This window comes from Undibacterium sp. Ji50W, assembly GCF_049340445.1.
Lineage (GTDB): Bacteria > Pseudomonadota > Gammaproteobacteria > Burkholderiales > Burkholderiaceae_D > Undibacterium.
The window spans coordinates 20,669-38,472 of the sequence record NZ_JBMPOX010000029.1; the positions used below are offsets into that span (position 1 = coordinate 20,669).

Consider the following 17,804-nt stretch of genomic DNA (forward strand, 5'->3'; position numbering starts at 1 on the left):
TTTGTTTTATCAGGACTGATACAAAACTGCTGCCGCTTATTCCTTGCTGCAACAATTTTGCATAAGCCCTGCTTTTTTGAGTAAACATCATGACTACGACCCTGCCTGTATCTGCCCTCGAAACCCGTTTGCGCGAGATGTTGCAACAACGCATACTGATACTCGATGGCGCCATGGGTACCATGATACAGCGCTATAAACTGACGGAAGAAAACTATCGCGGCGAGCGTTTCAAGGACTTTACCGGCCCGGAAACCGTGCGTGAACTCTTCGTCAAGGGTAATAACGAATTACTGTCGCTGACCCAGCCGCATGTGATTGCGGAAATCCATGAACAATACCTGGCCGCCGGTGCCGACCTGATAGAAACCAATACCTTTGGTGCGACTACCGTTGCGCAAGACGATTACCATATGGCGCATCTGGCCTATGAGATGAATGTCGCCTCGGCCAAAATTGCGCGTGCTGCCTGCGATAAATATTCGACACCGGACAAGCCACGCTATGTGGCTGGTGCCCTGGGCCCGACGCCAAAGACAGCATCGATTTCACCAGACGTGAATGACCCGGCAGCGCGTAATGTGACGTTTGATCAACTGGTAGCGGCCTACCTGGAACAAACCCGTGGCCTGGTCGAAGGTGGTGCTGACGTGCTGCTGGTGGAAACCATTTTCGATACGCTGAACTGCAAGGCGGCGCTGTTTGCCATTGACCAGTTTTTTGAAGAAACCGGCACCCGGCTGCCGATCATGATTTCCGGCACGGTGACGGATGCATCTGGCCGTATTTTGTCGGGCCAGACCGTACCAGCTTTCTGGAATTCAGTGCGCCATGCCAGGCCACTGACTGTGGGCTTGAACTGCGCATTGGGTGCCGCCCTGATGCGCCCGTATGCAGAAGAGCTGTCAAAAATTGCCGACACCTTTGTCTGTATTTACCCGAATGCCGGCCTGCCCAATCCCATGAGCGATACCGGCTTTGACGAATTGCCAGCCGATACCTCAGCCTTGCTGAAAGAATTTGCCGAAGCAGGTTTCATCAATATTGCCGGTGGCTGCTGCGGTACCACGCCTGCGCATATCAAGGCGATTGCCGACATATTGCAAACCCGCACACCGCGTGATATCCCCACCATACCAGCGGCCATGCGCCTGTCTGGCCTGGAACCTTTCACGATTGATGAAACATCGCTGTTCGTGAACGTGGGTGAACGTACCAATGTCACCGGCTCAAAAGCGTTTGCCCGCCTGATCCTGAATGAGCAATACGATGAAGCGCTGGCGGTCGCCCGCCAGCAAGTAGAAAACGGCGCGCAAGTCATCGACATCAATATGGATGAAGCCATGCTGGATTCGCTGGCAGCGATGACACGCTTCCTGAACCTGATTGCCTCCGAACCGGATATCGCCCGTGTGCCTATCATGATCGATTCGTCGAAATGGACAGTCATCGAAGCGGGCCTGAAATGCGTGCAGGGCAAGGCCATCGTCAATTCGATTTCCATGAAAGAAGGCGAGGCAGAATTCCTGCGCCAGGCCACACTGTGCAAACGCTACGGTGCGGCCGTCATCGTCATGGCCTTTGACGAAAAAGGCCAGGCAGATACCTATGCGCGCAAGGTGGAAATCTGCGAACGTGCTTACCGCCTGCTGGTCGACAGTCTGGATTTTGATCCGCAAGATATCATTTTTGATCCGAATATTTTCGCGGTCGCCACCGGTATCGAAGAACATAATAATTACGCCGTCGACTTTATCGAAGCCACTGCATGGATACACCAGAACCTGCCAGGTGCCAAGATCAGCGGTGGGGTATCCAATGTGAGTTTCTCTTTCCGCGGCAATGACCCGGCGCGTGAAGCCATCCATACCGTATTCCTGTACCACGCCATCAAGGCTGGCATGACCATGGGTATCGTGAATGCCGGCATGGTCGGCGTGTACAGCGAACTCGATGCTGAATTGCGTGAACGGGTAGAAGACGTGGTACTGAACCGTCGCGAAGATGCCACCGAGCGCATGATAGAAATCGCTGCTACTTTAAAAGCGGGTGGCAAGAAAGAAGAAGCCACGCTGGAATGGCGTAAGGACCCGGTAGAAAAACGCCTGTCACATGCGATGGTGCATGGCATTACCAACTGGATCGTGGAAGATACGGAAGAAGCCCGTGCCGCCATCATGGATGCTGGCGGCCGCCCTATCCAGGTGATCGAAGGCCCGCTGATGGCGGGTATGAATATCGTCGGTGACCTGTTTGGCCAGGGCAAGATGTTTTTGCCACAGGTGGTGAAATCTGCGCGTGTCATGAAGCAGGCCGTGGCGCATTTGATCCCCTATATCGAAGAAGAAAAGAAGCGCAGCGGCGACAATAAACCCAAGGGCAAGATCGTCATCGCCACCGTCAAGGGTGATGTGCATGACATCGGCAAGAACATCGTCACCGTGGTCTTGCAGTGTAATAATTTTGAAGTAGTGAACATGGGTGTGATGGTGCCGTGTTCAGAAATCCTGGCCAAGGCCAAGGCTGAAAATGCCGACATCATCGGCCTGTCCGGCCTGATCACGCCGTCATTGGAAGAGATGGCGTATGTCGCCAAAGAAATGCAGCGCGACCCCCATTTCCGCATGTTGAAAATCCCGCTGCTGATCGGTGGTGCCACCACCAGCCGCGCCCATACTGCCGTCAAAATAGCACCTAACTATGAAGGCCCGGTGGTGTATGTGGCCGATGCTTCACGCTCAGTCTCTGTCGCACAATCGCTGCTGACACCAGAAAGCCGCGATCAATACATCGCCGATCTTGGTAGCGATTACGACCGTATCCGCACGCAACATGCAAATAAAAAAGCCACGCCCATGTTAAGCCTGGCTCAGGCCCGCGCAAATAAAATGAAAGTGGACTTCAGCGGCAGCAATGCGCCGCTCAGACCGAAATTCATTGGTCGTCGCCTCTTCAAGAATGTCGATCTGGCGACCATCGCCAACTACATAGACTGGGGCCCATTCTTCCAGACCTGGGACCTGGCTGGCCCGTATCCTGCCATCCTGACCGATGAAGTCGTCGGTGAAGCGGCCACCAAGGTATTTGCCGAAGGCCAGGCCATGCTGAAAAAAATCGTCGAAGGCCGCTGGCTGACAGCCAACGGCGTGGTGTCACTACTGCCCGCCAATACCGTGAATGACGACGACATAGAAATCTATACAGACGAAACGCGTAGCCAGGTCGCATTCACCTATTACGGTACCCGCCAGCAAACCGAAAAACCCATCATCGATGGCGTGCAAAGGCCAAATCAATGCCTGTCTGATTTCATCGCACCAAAAGACAGCGGCATACAGGATTACATAGGCATGTTCGCAGTCACTGCCGGCCTGGGTATAGAAAAATATGAAAAGCGCTTTGAAGATGCGCATGATGATTACAGCAGCATCATGCTGAAGTCACTGGCAGACCGTCTGGCCGAAGCCTTTGCCGAATACCTGCATGAACGCGTGCGCAAAGACCTGTGGGGTTATGCCAGCGATGAAGTGCTCAGCAATGAAGAACTGATCAAGGAAAGTTATAAAGGCATACGCCCTGCTCCTGGCTACCCGGCTTGCCCGGAACATACGGTGAAGACGGACATGTTCAAGCAAATGCAGTGTGAAGAAATCGAGATGTATATCACCGAATCATGGGCCATGATTCCGGGTGCGGCTGTCTCAGGCTTTTACTTCGCCCACCCTGAATCCAAGTATTTCAGCGTAGGTAAAATCGCCGATGATCAAGTCAGAGATATGGCTGCACGGCGCGGTGCGCCCAAGGAAGAAGTCGAGCGCTGGCTGGCACCGAACCTGTAATCCGCTGCCTCTAAAGCTGCTCTCAAACCTCTCAAGACTATTTTTGAGAACAGCTTTAGGTCATTGGCATTACCCGGCACTCAGTTCATCTGGAGGAATGAGCTCTAGATATCACGTAGGTGATTTGTGCCAATAAGGCTGCAGCGCCTGTTTCACGTCATCCATTACGCTATCCCAGTCCCTTACCCTGGGTTGCCGGAACAAACGCACAGACGGATACCAGGGACTGTCCGTTCTATCCAGTGACCAGCGCCAGTCCGGATTGTATTCAATCAAGACCCAGGTTGGCTTACCCATGGCACCGCCAAGATGTGCGATGGAAGTGTCAACGGAAATCACCAGGTCTACCAAATCCACCAGCGCCGCCGTATCCGAAAAGTCGTGCATCTCCGCTCCATAATGCCTGACATTAGGATACTGCTTCAGTATTGCCTGGCCATGTGCTGATACATCTTTTTGCAGCAGGATAAAGTCCGCATCAAGCGCAAACAGCCGGGTCGCCAATTCAATATCCAATGACCTGGTATTGTTCTTTTTATGTTGCGGGTTACCAGTCAGGGCAATGCCTATTAATGATTTTCCACTGCGCGCCCCCAATTTTTGACGCCAGGTCGCAACATGTTCTGCTTCACTTGAAATATAGGAAATAGCAGCAGGAATAGTATCTACCGTGGTGCCCAGCGCTAAAGGCAGGCTCATCAAGGGTGAGTAGTAGTCGAAGGCAATTTCTTCGGCAAATTCACGTAGCTCATCAATGCCTTCCACCTTTTTCAGCAAAGATTTGAGCGGAGGTGAAGCAACCACAATCACTTTACAATTTCTTGATTTAAGCAGCTTCACAAAGCGGATAAATTGTATGGTATCGCCATGACCTTCCTCGGTGATCAGCAGAATATCTTTCCCTGATAAATCCTGTTGACCTGTCCAGCGTGCAGTCTTGGGAAGTTGCGATATGAAGTCCAGTATGGGTCCTTTTAAACGTAGCTCGTAACTTTTGAATCCTTGCTGGTAATCCCCCAGCAAGAGTTGGGAAATCCCTTCGCTGAGTTTGACTTCGGCTGCTTCGGGAAACTTCAACAATGCCAATTGATAGGTCTTGATCGCTTCTTCAATTTTGTTTTGCTGTGCCTGTGCATTGGCCAGATCGGTATACAACATTAATGCATTATTTTCCACGACAAGCGCCCGTGCAAAGCTTTGCTCTGCCGATGCATAATCCAGTTCCAGCGAATACAAATTACCTTTATAGTAATGCAGGTCACAAAAGTCAGGGAACAGCGCCAGGCCACGGTCGATCATCGCATTTGCTTCTTGTCGTTGGCCCAGCATGAGGTAGGCCATACCGAGATCCCGGTAGGCTAAGGGCAAATGATTATCCAGTTCAATGGCTCGCTGATAGCTGGTGACGCTCGACGCGATCTCACCTTTATCGTACAAAATACTGCCCAGCATGTAGTGCGCGTCGGCCAGCGCAGGATCAAGCTCCAGTGCCTTGACCAGGTGATGATGCGCCTGCAAGGAATTCTTTTCTTCCAAATATAAAAAACCCAGCATGCTATGGGCTTTTGTCAGCGCTGGGTCTAGTCGCACAGCTTGTTCGTATAATTCTTTTGCCTGCAATAAGCGCCCGTCATTGAGCAACAGATCCGCTTTTGCTTTCAACTCGGCACCGGTCAGCATGCTTGCCTGAGGAGCCGCATCTACAGGCTCTTTGCTAGCGGAAAATAAATTCTTTATTATTTTTAACATGCGGGCACTTTATTTGCTGATTTCTTTCATCACTATATTTGTCAGCTCTTCGACCACCTCTTTGTCATAGCCCTGTTCCAGCAAATGCCACTTGAAGATATTCCCGAATTGCGCTTTTTTGTAGATATTCAAGCTATTTTCAAGTTTGAAATTGTGTATTTTCTGTTCTAACTGTTGCAGGGTTTTGATTCGTTTTCTCAGCGTCTTGTCTTTTCTTGCGGCAACCTCTGTTGGCATTTCAGCAACCACATATTCAGCCAGCTGCATGCCAAAATTCTTTGCGTCTTTCGCACTAAACCAACTAATCATGACTTTTCCTTTTTTGGAATCAATACTGATTCATTTCGGCGGTATGTTGCATTTTACAGGTGCAACCATGCTGTTCCCTGCGCTCACTATCATTATACTAATTTATCAGAACGCCCAAGCGGATAATTCTGCTGAGTAACATGAGCAACATAAGTAACATGCATGGGATTTTGCAGGTATTTGCTCGAAACGACAGGCATAAAAAAATGCCGCCCAGTGATTTACTGGACGGCATCTGAGTGGGGCTTGCGCCCCTGCTACTTATGAGTTACTTATTACTTGAATATGTAACCGACATTCACACGGAATGCACGGCCATAGGCATTGTGCAGGCTGTCGTTATAACCACTGGTGGTGTAGCTGGAGCTTGGATCATAAGGTGCTTTGGAATCCATTGCATTCAGTACACGTACGCCCAGGGTCACATCTTTAAAGCCTTTGTAGGTGTATCCCAGATCTACGGTAGTCCAGCTGGATACTGCACATTCAGGTACATACGTCAGGTAGTTGGCTACACCGCCCAGTGACGTCGCTGTCGCTGGCTGGCCGCTACCGTAGTGGCAGTAAGAAACTGGATAAGTCTCAGACGCATTGGTGTAACGCATCAGGGAAACGCCGCCAACAAAGTTGATCGCGCCATTAACGGTATGCGCTTGCTTGGTCCAGGAAGAAGACAGGCTGGCACGCAGACGAGGAATATCGCCAACGCTGGTAGAGAAGTTGGAAATACCACCGCGTGTACCGACCAGATTGGTTTCAGGATCGCCCGGTTTTTCTGCACGACGGAATTCTATCGTGTACGAAGTGCGGAAACGGGTGTCCAGCTTGCCGTTATCACCCAGGTTGTTACGCATCGCCATTTCCACGTCGACGCCACTGACCACGGTACTACCCTGGTTGATGTAGTTCCTCAACAGGGAAATCAACGGGCCGGAATTCGGGACCACATTGCCGTTTTTGTCTTTGACAAAATTGGCTGGGTTGGTGTCACGAATCACTGTACCTGGATAGGCATCCTGGTTGTTCAGGATCAGTGTCGACGACAGGGCAGCCACTTCGTCTTCCTTACGGATGTTGTAGTAGTCAACCAGGATGTCGAAATCACGGGAAGGAGACAAGATCATGCCCAGAGAGAAGCTTCTGGATGTTTCTGGCTTCAGGTTAGGATTTTGACGGATCAGTGTCGAAATACTTCTGGAGCAATCTGTGTTGTCTGCGCCTGTCAGAGGTGTTTTGCCATCCGGGCAGCGGACAGGATCAACCAGACTGTTCAGGAAAGTCTGTGTACCACCAGCAGTAACTTGTACCAGCGCCGGTGCACGGAAACCTTGTGCATAGGTCGAGCGGAAAGCCAGGGAATCATTCACAGTCCATTTTGCACCGACTTTTGGTACAAAATTGGTTTTGAAACTAGGGTATTTGTCGACACGGCCAGCAAAATCCATTTCAAAGTTCTTCAGGAACGGTGTACGCACTTCGAAGAAAGCGGAAGTCACATTACGTTGACCCTGAATGAACTGGTTGGCCAGACCCAGAACCTGACCAGAGCTGGTCAGGTTGTCTGGTGTCAAAGTCATTTTTTCCTGACGGAATTCCAGACCAGATGCCAGACCGATTGCGCCACCTGGCAGGTTGCCGAATTCTGTGCTGGCTTTGAAGTCAGCTTGCGCGATTTCAGCAACACCAACGCTCTTCAACGCGCGGCTCAGGTTAGGCTGTTTGGCAACATCGGCCAAAGACATGTTCTGGTCAATCAGCTTTTGCACTTCTGGCAGCAACAGGAAGCCATTGGAAACATCGGTACGCTCGGAACGGTTCCACAGTACGCCAGTTTCCCAATCCCAGTTCTTGTAGCTACCTTTCAGGCCGGAAGCGAAACGCAGGGCTTCGTTCGAGGTGGTGGAGCCACCTGCGATGTTTTCAAAACGATAGACAACTGCAGCACGGCTGGTAGGGAAAGGATTGTCAGGATGGCCTACCGGCAAGATTGCCTGGAATGGTGTACCTGCGCCGGACAAGGCAAACGCTGTGGATGGCGTACGGCCGTCAATAGTACGGGAAGGACCTGTGTAATCACGATCTGTCTTGCTGTAAGCCACTTCGGCGAACGCGGACAAGGTGTCATTGATCTGATAGATGCCGCGTGACATCGCACTGATGTCCTGGCCTGCGCCCTGAACTTCGGCAGTATCGTTGAGGTTGTAGTTACAGAATTGACGACCGTACAAAGCGCTGGTGGTAGCGATATTGTATTGTGCACCACCAGTGAGCAGGCGTGAAGAATCGCAATTGGTACGATTGACCACGTTCGCGTCATTGGCAGAGAAGAAAGTCTTGCTGCCTGGCGTACGTTCACGGAAGAAGAAAGGCTGGTTACTGACGCTGCTGGAGAACGGCGACAAGCGGCTGTTGAGTGTGCTGTACAGGCCTGTTTCTACGTCGTTGGCATCTTTGATGGCAACGCGGTCACGCTTGGATACTTCAGCACTGAAAGTGACGTTGTAACCGTTTTGTGCATAGTTACCGAAACCGGCAGAAGCATTGACGCTTTTCTTTTTGAATTGGTTGTCATCATTCGCGCCCATGCTGGCGTTCATCTGTACGCCCTGGTAATCGCTCTTGGTGATGAAGTTGATAACACCGGCAATCGCGTCGGAACCGTACACGGCAGAGGCACCGTCTTTGAAAATCTCTACGCGCTCCAGCATCGACAGGGGAATACTGTTGATGTCATACAGCGTGGACTGACCCTGGTTAGGATTGGCGTAAGCGGATGGTGTCATGCGACGGCCATTCAGCAAAATCAGGGTGGAACTGGAACCCAGGCCACGCAGGGACGCCGTTGCAACACCACGAGAAAAACCGCCATCAACCGCGTCAAATGCACCACCACTACCCAGAGCTGGTATAGTGCGCAGCAATTCGGCGACAGTGGTCGCACCACTTTGGCTGATATCTTTTGCTGTCAGCGTCTGGATAGGGGATGTACCTTCCTTGTCGATACGCTTGATGTGAGAACCTGTCACTTCAATTTTTTGAACTTTTTCAACTGGTTCAGACTTCAGGTCCTGCGCCTGGGCACTTGCCAGTACGCCGCCGGACAACATTGCCAACGCCAGTTTTACGGCGTAAGCACACTTCTTCTCTTGATAAAACATTCAATTTCTCCTTGGTAAATCATGAATAGGTTCAAACCGTAAAAAAGACAAATCCGGCAAGTTCTTATGAACTGAGGTGCCGGATCACGGTCGAACCCAAGCGCTGCTTAAACAAAAAGCGCAAAGATGCCTGTAAGTTTGCTAACAAAACTTGATATTTATCATCGCAATGATTGCAAGCTAGTCGTTACACTTTGTTTCATGCGTGTATGATCCCACTACCATTTCATTACCGTCCAATGAGAAATTGGCACAAACACATACAGATATCGTTATGATTGATTCGTTGCCTATAGAAAAGTATTTTGCTCGACACCTCAAAATCAAGCACCTTCGCTTGCTGGTCGAACTAGCTGACAAGCAGACGGTTGCTCACGTTGCGGCGTCTTTGCATGTCAGCCAGCCGGCCGTTTCCAAGATGCTGGGCGAAATGGAAGAAGGGATCGGTGTCAAGCTGTTCGAAAGAGCCGGGCGTGGTATAAAACCAACACCTTCGGGTGAATGTCTGATACGACATGCGCGGGAAGTGTTATTCAATTTGCAAAAAGCCCATCAGGAAATGCGCTCGTTGGCCTCAGGCACCGTGGGCAAGGTCACCATAGGTATCTTGAGCGTGGTGTCGACCACCATCATCCCCAAGGCAGTCAAGATTCTCAAAACCAACTGGCCGAATGTCACCCTCCGCATCATGGACGGTACCGTCGACCAGCAATTGCAGGATCTGCGTGAGGGTAAGCTCGACATCGTCATCGGCCGTGTGTTTTCCGAACGCGCTGCCGAGCATCTGCAGGAAGAAGTGCTGTACGACGACCCGCTGGTCATCGTCACCTCCAGTAAAAACCCGCTGGCACACCGCGACAACCTGACCTGGAAGGATTTAAACAACCTGCCATGGATATTGTCGGTGGAAGAATCGCCGACCTACAAACGCATGATCAACCTGCTGGCCAAGAACGGTGTCAACAAACCAACCGATGTGATCGAATCGGTTTCCCGCTCTGTCAACCTGCCTTTGCTGATGGAGCCGCCACGCCTTGGCCTGCTGTCGCTGTCGGCAGCCCGGCAGTCGGTAGCGGAAGGTGTATTGCAAATACTGCCACTGAACCTGGGTCCGTTGCCCAGCCCGGTCGGCATGATCTGGAACAAGACCCGGCCATTGTCCCATGCTGCACTGACTTTCCAGGATTGCGTACGCCAGGCTTCGCTGACATACAAGAATATGCTGATTAATTGACACTGAACTGTCACAAGCGGTGCATTCCAGGCAAATTGCTTGAAAGACTGCCATCAAGCGTACAGGGCTGATTTACAATGTCGCCAGTTTCTTCGCCTGGACAGTCAATGCAAACAGATCAATTATCTTACGGTTCGGATCAGTCAGGACTCATCTGCGGTTATGTTTTTGCCCGTGATCAGCCCGGCAAACCCTTACAAACCAAAGATGCTGTGGAATGGCTGCAATCCAGGCACAGCGCCAGAGATGATTCTTTTATCTGGCTGCATTTCAATCTGTCGAACGTGGCGGCAGAAAAATGGCTGCATGAACATGCCGATTTGCCGGAAGAATTTTATGAAACCCTGCACGAGGGTTCACGTTCCACCCGCATCGAACATGCCGACCACAGCCTGATTGCGGTGGTGAATGATGTACTGCATGACTTTGCCTTTGAAGCATCCGACATTGCCACCTTGTGGCTAAACGTCACCGGCACCATCATGATCAGCGCCCGGCGCAAGCCCCTGCAATCGGTGGACCGCCTGCGCAACGCCGTCAACCAGGGCGAACATTTCACTTCCCCAACCGAATTGCTGACCCACTTATTGCGTGACCAGGCCGATGTGCTGATCGGCATCGTACGCACTGTCATCAAAAAGATTGACGATATTGAAGACCATTTGCTGGCAGACCGCCTGAACCACAAGCGCGCCAACCTGGGTGAACTGCGCCGGGTGCTGGTCCGCCTGCAAAGACTGCTGGCACCGGAACCGGCCGCCCTGTTCCGCCTGTTGCAAAGACCACCGGTCTGGGTGGCAGAGCGCGACGTACAGGAACTGCGCCAGTCCACTGAGGAATTTGCCGTCGTGCTAAGCGATATGGCGTCGCTGCAGGAACGTATCAAACTCTTACAGGAAGAAATTGCCGCCAGTGTCAACGAACAAAACAACCGCTCCCTGTTCGTGCTGACCATCGTTACCGTGCTGGCCCTGCCCATCAACATCATTGCCGGCCTGCTGGGCATGAATGTCGGCGGCATCCCGCTGGCGCAGCATGAAGACGGCTTCTGGATCGTGGTAGCCATCGTGGCCAGCTTTACCCTGATTGCCGGTTGGCTGGCATTTAAAAAAACCAATAAGGATTAAGGCCTTTGGGCCTAAGGCGTGTTGACCTGATTCAGCACTTTCACTTTCATGAAGGAGCATCCCATGCGCAAAATCCTGCCCCCCCTGTTTTTCGCCAGCAGCCTTGGCCTCTCAACCGTACTTGCCGGCACTGCAGTGGCCGCAGATACCCCTGTCACCACTGCTGACCTGGTCAATCAAGTCATGCAGACTGAACGCGCGTTTGCCAAAAGCATGGAAACACGTGACCACCAGGCCTTCAGCCAGTTCCTGTCAGAAGAAACGGTATTCTTTTCCACTAAAAAAGTATTGCATGGAAAACAGGAAGTCGCCGCCGCCTGGAAACGCTTTTATGAAGGGTCCGCCGCACCCTTCTCCTGGGCACCGGAAACCGTCGAAGTGTTGAATTCGGGTCAATTAGCCCTGAGTACAGGGCCGGTCAAAGACCCGCAGGGGAAAATCGTCGCTACCTTCACTTCCATCTGGCGTCAGGAAAGCCCGGGCGTCTGGCGCATCATCTTTGACAAGGGCAACGATGTCTGCGACTGCGCCAAACCTTGACCGATATGCGAAAAATCGGTATTTACCTACAATAAACGATGAAAATCTGGCATAAAACCCACAAATTGGCGTAGTTGTAACTATTGTTGCAAAAAACTGTTGTACCATGTGCAATATATAACTTACAGGCTGATGGCACAGGGATGACTACACTGAATGCGGGTTACTTGGCAAGTGGCTTAAATGTCAAACTAAACACCAAACTAAATACCAAGCGGGTGAAGACGCCGGACCTTAAGGGATGAGCGGCCTGGCGAGAACAAAAAATCCAATGACAGGATCTGTCATCAAGAAACGGGCATCATGACTGATATTCATACACAGTTCATTGAGCTTTCTCAACTGCGCACAGGGATGTTTGTGTATCTCGACGTCGGCTGGATGGATCACCCTTTTCCCGTTTCCAATTTCAAAATCAGCAATCAGTCGCAAATTGACACCATACGTTCGCTGGGTCTGGAACGTATCCGGTATGCACCGGACAAAAGTACGCCCGAAGCCGATGCCGGCAAGACCGACCTGAAAGTGTCTGCACCACATCCGCAAGAAAGCGCTGCCAGCCACGCCTCCAGGCTGAGGCGGGAATTGCTGGCCAGCCAGCAAGCCAGCCTGCAGGTATGCGAGCGGCAATTCTCCCATGCGGCCCAGACCTTCAAACATGTCACAGAAATCGTTCATGCCCAGCCGGTTACGGCCAGGGAGCTGACCGAACAATTGATACAAGGCTTCCTGGGAGAAATCCTGGGTGAAGATGAAGCCGCCATCCGCCTGCTGTCAGAAAAAGCGGGCGAGAAAACCTCGCTGCATTCCATCAATGTAACCGTGATTTCCCTGTTGCTGGGGCGGGCACTGCATCTGAGCAAGGCCGACATGCTGGACCTGGGTATCGGTGCCATCCTGCACGACATCGGCAAGATAGAATTGCCGGACCGCCTGCGCTGGCAAGATGAACATTTCAATCATGCCGAAAACCAGCTCTACCATGACCATGTCATGCACGGCCTGAATCTCGCCCGCAAAATGGGCCTGTCGCCCAACGCCATGCTGCTGATTGGACAACATCATGAATACGCCGATGGCAGCGGTTATCCGCGCCATGTCATGGGCGACAAAATCAGCCCCATCAGCCGCATCGTGGCGCTGGTCAATCTGTACGACAATTTGTGCAACCCCGCCAACCCGGCACTGGCAGTGACGCCGCATGAAGCCCTGTCGCAGATTTTTACCCAGCGCAAAGCGCAATTCCATCCGGCGACACTGACGGCCTTTATCCGCATGATGGGCATTTACCCACCAGGTTCGGTGGTGCAACTGACTGATGAAAGGTATGCCATGGTGGTATCGGTGAATTCTGCCCGTCCGATCAAACCCAAAGTGGTCATCCACAGCCCGTCGGTACCGCGCGATGAAGCCCTGGTCATCAATCTGGAACATGAAAGCACGCTGTGCATACACCGCAGCTTGAAACCCTTGCAATTGCCGAAAGCTGCCTACGACTACCTGTCACCCCGCAAGCGCCTGTGTTATTTCTTTGAACGCGGTCTGGAAATGGGACCAGAGGCCGAAAGCGAGGCCGCATCATGAAGGCCCATCAATGGCAGGCCCTGATAGAAGGCATGCTGGAAGCCATACTGCTGGTCGACCCGATACAGTTACGCATTGTCGCTGCCAACCGCGCCGTTCACCAATTGCTGAAAATGGCACCGGACAGCCTGGTCGGACGCGGCATCATAGACCTGGCGGCAGCACCGGAAGACGTATTTTTTTGGGAAGATGTCGCCGCTGGCCTGTCCGACAGCATCCATTCAGAAACCCTGTTGCAGCGTGCCGATGACAGCATCGTGCAGGTGGAAAGACGGGTCAGCCTGGTCAAGGTGGGCATGGATGGTTCCATCTATGTCGTCGCCATCCATGACCGCTCCAGCCAGAGACAGGTGGAAAATGAGCTGGAAAAACTCATCGCCGAATTAAGGGCGACCCTGGAATCAACCGCAGACGGCATCCTGGTCACCGATCTCGATGGTGCCATCCGCAGCTATAACCATCTGTTTGCCGAACTGTGGGGCTTGCCCGATGACTTGCTGACACAACGCGATGACGATGCCATCTATGCGTGGATGGACAAATGCATGCTGGATGCCACCCACTATACCGAAAGACTGGGCACCATCACCCGCTCACCGCTGATGGAAGCCACCGATGTACTGGTACTGCGTTCGGGCAAGATACTGGAGCGCGTCACCCTGCCGCAATATGCGCGGGGCCGCCCGATAGGCCGTGTCTATTCCTACCGCGATATTACCCAGAGGCTGGCCGATGAAGCGCGCCTGCAACTGGCCGCCAAGGTCTTTGAATCCAGCACCGATGCCATCTTCATCACCGATGCGGAGCAAAAAATCATCACCACCAATCCCAGTTTCGAAAGGCTGAGCAGCTATAGCGAAGTGGAAATGGTGGGTAAGACACCGAAAGACTTTTTTGACGAAGAAGGCAATACCGAACAGGTGGAAAACCTGCTGAAAGAGCTGGAAAATCTCGGTTTCTGGGAAGGCGAATTGTGGATAAGGCGAAAGAATGGCCACGCCTATCTGTGCATGATTTCACTGGTCAAGGTGGTTGACATGCAGGGCAATGCCCTGAACTACATTGGCTTTTTCAAGGACAGGACAGAAACCCACACCGCCAAGCAAAGAATCGAGGAACTGGCGTTTTCCGATGTGCTGACCGGCCTGCCCAACCGCTTGCTGCTGCAAGAACGCATCAAGCAATCCATCACCATTTCCAGCCGCAGCAACACCACGTTTGCCCTGCTGTATCTTGACCTCGATCATTTCAAGCAGATCAATGATTCGCTCGGCCATCCTTTTGGTGACCGCGTCTTGCAGCAAGTCACCGAAAGACTGAAAAAGTGCATACGCCAGGTGGATACGGCGTCACGCCTGGGCGGTGACGAATTCGTCTTGTTATTGCATGAAGCGAGTGCAGAAGGGGCAGAAATTTGTGCCCGGCGTGTGCTGGATGAATTGTCGGCCCCATTTTCCATGGACGGCATGAACTTCACTGTTACCTCCAGCATAGGGATTGCCCTCTACCCCGCTGATGGCAGCAGCATGGCTGACCTGATCAAGAATGCCGACAGCGCCATGTATTACGTCAAGGAACGTGGCCGTTCCGACTTCCGCTTTTACCAGCGCCAGATGAATATCGGCCTGCTGTCACGCATGAAGATGGACCATGCCATGCGTCAGGCCCTCGAACACAATCTGTTTCGCCTGCATTACCAACCGCAAATAGAGCTGAAAACCGGCAAGCTGTTCGGTGTCGAAGCCCTATTGCGCTGGACCGACAAGGACCTGGGTGAAGTCAGCCCCGCACAATTCATCCCCATCGCCGAAGAATCCGGGGTCATCGTCCCCATCGGCAACTGGGTCATGCAAACTGCTATCCGCCAGGCAGCGCTGTGGAATAAAGACGGCAAGCAGATCCGCATCGCCATCAATGTATCGGCGCTGCAATTCCAGCAAACCAATTTTGTGGAAAGCGTCGCCCTGGCCTTGCAGGAAAATGACTTGAAGCCGGAATGCATAGAACTGGAACTGACCGAATCCATCCTGATACGCGATGCTGAAGAAGCCTTGAAAAGGCTGCAGTCCCTGGCGGAACTGGGCGTAAAACTGGCGATTGATGACTTTGGTACCGGCTATTCCAGTCTCAGTTACCTGAAACGCTTCCCTATCTACAAACTGAAAATTGACCGTTCGTTTATCGATGCCCTGCCCATCGATGAAAGCGATGTCGCCATCGTGACCGCCATTATTCATCTGGCCCAGGCATTGAAATTGCGCGTCCTGGCAGAAGGTGTGGAAACCACACAGCAACGCGACTTCCTGCAGAATATGCATTGCGACGAAATGCAGGGTTATCTTTTTTCAGCTGCGGTATCGGCAGCAGAATTTGAAAAACGCTATTTGTCCTGAGTAATGCACCCAAGGCCAGAACGTACTTTACAAAGGTGCCTTCCAGTAACGGGAATCATCTCGAATTTCAGCAATTTGTTCTGACGTCAGGTCGCTGCTGACCAGTTCACGGCTGTCCATAGCCATGCTGCCGACCTTCATACTGGCTTTCAGCAGATAGGCATAACCAATCATCAGGTCAGGTGTCACACCATCACCATGCAGGTAGCGCAAGCCCATCTGGAACTGGGCGGTGGACAAACCCTGATTGGCTGCCAGGCTTTCCCACTGGGCGGCCAACTTACCATTTTTATCCACGCCTTCACCATCCTGATACGCCAGGGCCAGATGATGTTGGGCGCTGGCATTACCCTGCTGGGCTGCCTGCTGATACCAGAATACTGCTTCTTCGGGATTCACTTCGACGCCCTTGCCGGTCGCATACATATAACCGAGCGCCAGTTGGGCAGATGCCATGCCTTGCACTGCGGCACGGCGGAACAGGCGGAATGCCTGCGCTTCGTCAGCTTCTTCGCCTTCTCCCATCAGGTACATGACGCCCAGATTCGCCTGGGCACCGGCATGCCCCTGATCGGCCGCCTGTTCCAGCCAATAAGCGGCTTCCTGGCGGTTTTGCATGCTCTCGTCATTATCCAGATACAGCAGGCCCAGCATATTCTGCGCCTGTGTGTCACCCAGCAAGGCCCAGCGGCGGACTTGCATTTCATCATCAAAGTCATCGTCACCCAGAGCGGATGCGCAAGACAGCATGACCGTCAATACTATCAACAGATGTCGCCACTTTTTCATCTCATCCTCACCTGTCATATCGCCTGAATCCAGATGCTACGCTCCTCATATTGCTAACGTGTTTCGCCACTGTTGGAATAGGTAACAAAATGTAGCCTGAATGCCGCATGTTTGCGGCACACACCGGCAAACACAAGGTAAACTGCGGGTGAGACCCTGCTTCAAACTATATTCAAGGATAGCCCACGTGACCGCCACCAAAAAGCTCCGCATAGGATTGATCGCCAATCGCTCACACCAGGATGCAGCAAATTCTGCCCTGGTACAGCTACTGCATGGCGCTGGCACGGCGCTCAGGCATTTGCAGGCAGAACTGGTGATTGTTGGCCGGACCCTGGATGCGATCATTTCCCATGGCCTGCTGGAAGCCTGCCCCAGCGTAGAACGTTTTCCCTATGGCAGGGAAGGTGGCTTGATGAAGCTGGTGTCGCGCGTCGTCGATACCGATACGGCGCGGGCGGTGGATGCGGTGATTTACCTGATTGACCCGGTCGACCCTTCTTCGGTTTTCCCCGAAGCACAGGCGTTGAAACGCCAGTGCGTCATCCATCGCAAGCCCTTCCTGGCGACCCTGGCCAGTGCCCGCGAATGGCTGGAACTGGAAGCCACTGCAGCCGGGGCCAGCATGGATACCCGCCTGAATGACAGCTTTCAACTGGAACAGGAAGGCATCGCCCTGATCGCCCATGATGCGATGAAGGAAAGCATGCTGGCCATGGCAGAGAAACATTTCCCCTTGCTGGACCGCTTTGCCTATCGTTATGCCACCGGCACCACTGGCGGTTTGTTGAACCGCCTGGCGCAACAGGTCAAGGGAGAAGAAGCTGGCAAGAACTGGACCCGTCCATTCTTGTCCGGCCCTTTGGGCGGCGATGCCCAACTGGCAGAACTGGTGCTGGACCGCCAGATACGTCGCATCCTGTTTCTGGAAGACCCGCATGTGGCGCGTCAGCATGAAGCTGACATCCAGTTGCTGGAACGGGCGGCCCGCACCGTCACTGATTTTTCCCAGGTCATCAGTGAAGTCAGTGGCGCGGACCGCTGGCTCAGCTTGCTGACGCAAAGAGCCGCGATCTGAACGA

At 52.6% G+C, this 17,804-nt stretch carries 11 protein-coding genes; 7 read left to right on the forward strand and 4 right to left on the reverse strand.

Features of this window, described 5'->3' with window-relative positions; translation table 11 throughout:
* The first annotated feature begins 89 nt into the window (after positions 1-89).
* On the forward strand, positions 90-3,839 hold the full coding sequence (metH, locus tag ACO0K9_RS25885; RefSeq protein WP_422989898.1) for a methionine synthase: 3,750 nt from the start codon (positions 90-92) through the stop codon (positions 3,837-3,839).
* 111 nt (positions 3,840-3,950) lie between these two features.
* On the opposite strand, the gene ACO0K9_RS25890 is transcribed toward metH, so the two are convergent.
* The 3 genes from ACO0K9_RS25890 to ACO0K9_RS25900 all read right to left on the reverse strand — a co-directional run bounded on the left by ACO0K9_RS25890 (position 3,951) and on the right by ACO0K9_RS25900 (position 9,055).
* Positions 3,951-5,588, reverse strand: coding sequence for a tetratricopeptide repeat protein (locus tag ACO0K9_RS25890; protein ID WP_422989900.1), 1,638 nt, complete (start codon positions 5,586-5,588; stop codon positions 3,951-3,953).
* A 9-nt stretch (positions 5,589-5,597) separates the two neighbouring features.
* Positions 5,598-5,897 carry a hypothetical protein gene (locus ACO0K9_RS25895; RefSeq protein ID WP_422989902.1) on the reverse strand — a complete coding sequence of 100 codons (300 nt, stop codon included), beginning with the start codon at positions 5,895-5,897 and terminating at the stop codon, positions 5,598-5,600.
* 275 nt (positions 5,898-6,172) lie between these two features.
* Positions 6,173-9,055, reverse strand: coding sequence for a TonB-dependent receptor plug domain-containing protein (locus ACO0K9_RS25900; protein ID WP_422989904.1), 2,883 nt, complete (start codon positions 9,053-9,055; stop codon positions 6,173-6,175).
* Between the two features lie 274 nt (positions 9,056-9,329).
* Here ACO0K9_RS25900 and ACO0K9_RS25905 point away from each other — a divergent pair, with 274 nt between their 5' ends.
* The 5 genes from ACO0K9_RS25905 (at position 9,330) to ACO0K9_RS25925 (ending at position 15,933) form a co-directional block, all read left to right on the forward strand.
* Complete coding sequence (locus ACO0K9_RS25905; protein WP_422989906.1) at positions 9,330-10,289, forward strand: LysR family transcriptional regulator; 960 nt, start codon at positions 9,330-9,332, stop codon at positions 10,287-10,289.
* A gap of 107 nt (positions 10,290-10,396) precedes the next feature.
* Positions 10,397-11,416 carry a transporter gene (locus ACO0K9_RS25910; protein WP_422989908.1) on the forward strand — a complete coding sequence of 340 codons (1,020 nt, stop codon included), beginning with the start codon at positions 10,397-10,399 and terminating at the stop codon, positions 11,414-11,416.
* A gap of 63 nt (positions 11,417-11,479) precedes the next feature.
* Positions 11,480-11,956 (forward strand): YybH family protein, encoded by a 477-nt coding sequence (locus ACO0K9_RS25915; protein WP_422989910.1) that lies wholly within the window; start codon positions 11,480-11,482, stop codon positions 11,954-11,956.
* A 303-nt stretch (positions 11,957-12,259) separates the two neighbouring features.
* Positions 12,260-13,540, forward strand: a complete 1,281-nt coding sequence (locus ACO0K9_RS25920) for an HD-GYP domain-containing protein (RefSeq protein WP_422989912.1) — start codon at positions 12,260-12,262, stop codon at positions 13,538-13,540.
* Positions 13,537-15,933 carry a sensor domain-containing protein gene (locus ACO0K9_RS25925; RefSeq protein WP_422989914.1) on the forward strand — a complete coding sequence of 799 codons (2,397 nt, stop codon included), beginning with the start codon at positions 13,537-13,539 and terminating at the stop codon, positions 15,931-15,933. Before ACO0K9_RS25920 ends, ACO0K9_RS25925 begins: the two co-directional genes overlap by 4 nt.
* A gap of 27 nt (positions 15,934-15,960) precedes the next feature.
* Here the strand turns inward: ACO0K9_RS25925 and ACO0K9_RS25930 are convergent, their stop codons facing one another.
* Positions 15,961-16,722 (reverse strand): tetratricopeptide repeat protein, encoded by a 762-nt coding sequence (locus tag ACO0K9_RS25930; RefSeq protein ID WP_422989916.1) that lies wholly within the window; start codon positions 16,720-16,722, stop codon positions 15,961-15,963.
* 187 nt (positions 16,723-16,909) lie between these two features.
* Between ACO0K9_RS25930 and ACO0K9_RS25935 the strand changes: the two genes are divergently transcribed.
* Positions 16,910-17,800: a methylglyoxal synthase gene (locus ACO0K9_RS25935; protein WP_422989918.1), complete on the forward strand. Its 891-nt coding sequence runs from the start codon at positions 16,910-16,912 to the stop codon at positions 17,798-17,800.
* Positions 17,801-17,804: the final 4 nt, after the last annotated feature.

Excerpts from the sequence above, each read along its gene's own strand:
- ACO0K9_RS25905 (WP_422989906.1), top strand. The coding sequence starts at position 9,330 with ATGATTGATTCGTTGCCTATAGAAAAGTATTTTGCTCGACACCTCAAA.
- ACO0K9_RS25895 (WP_422989902.1), bottom strand. The coding sequence starts at position 5,897 with ATGATTAGTTGGTTTAGTGCGAAAGACGCAAAGAATTTTGGCATGCAG.
- ACO0K9_RS25915 (WP_422989910.1), top strand. The coding sequence starts at position 11,480 with ATGCGCAAAATCCTGCCCCCCCTGTTTTTCGCCAGCAGCCTTGGCCTC.
- ACO0K9_RS25900 (WP_422989904.1), bottom strand. The coding sequence starts at position 9,055 with ATGTTTTATCAAGAGAAGAAGTGTGCTTACGCCGTAAAACTGGCGTTG.
- ACO0K9_RS25910 (WP_422989908.1), top strand. The coding sequence starts at position 10,397 with ATGCAAACAGATCAATTATCTTACGGTTCGGATCAGTCAGGACTCATC.
- ACO0K9_RS25890 (WP_422989900.1), bottom strand. The coding sequence starts at position 5,588 with ATGTTAAAAATAATAAAGAATTTATTTTCCGCTAGCAAAGAGCCTGTA.
- ACO0K9_RS25925 (WP_422989914.1), top strand. The coding sequence starts at position 13,537 with ATGAAGGCCCATCAATGGCAGGCCCTGATAGAAGGCATGCTGGAAGCC.
- ACO0K9_RS25920 (WP_422989912.1), top strand. The coding sequence starts at position 12,260 with ATGACTGATATTCATACACAGTTCATTGAGCTTTCTCAACTGCGCACA.
- metH (WP_422989898.1), top strand. The coding sequence starts at position 90 with ATGACTACGACCCTGCCTGTATCTGCCCTCGAAACCCGTTTGCGCGAG.
- ACO0K9_RS25930 (WP_422989916.1), bottom strand. The coding sequence starts at position 16,722 with ATGAAAAAGTGGCGACATCTGTTGATAGTATTGACGGTCATGCTGTCT.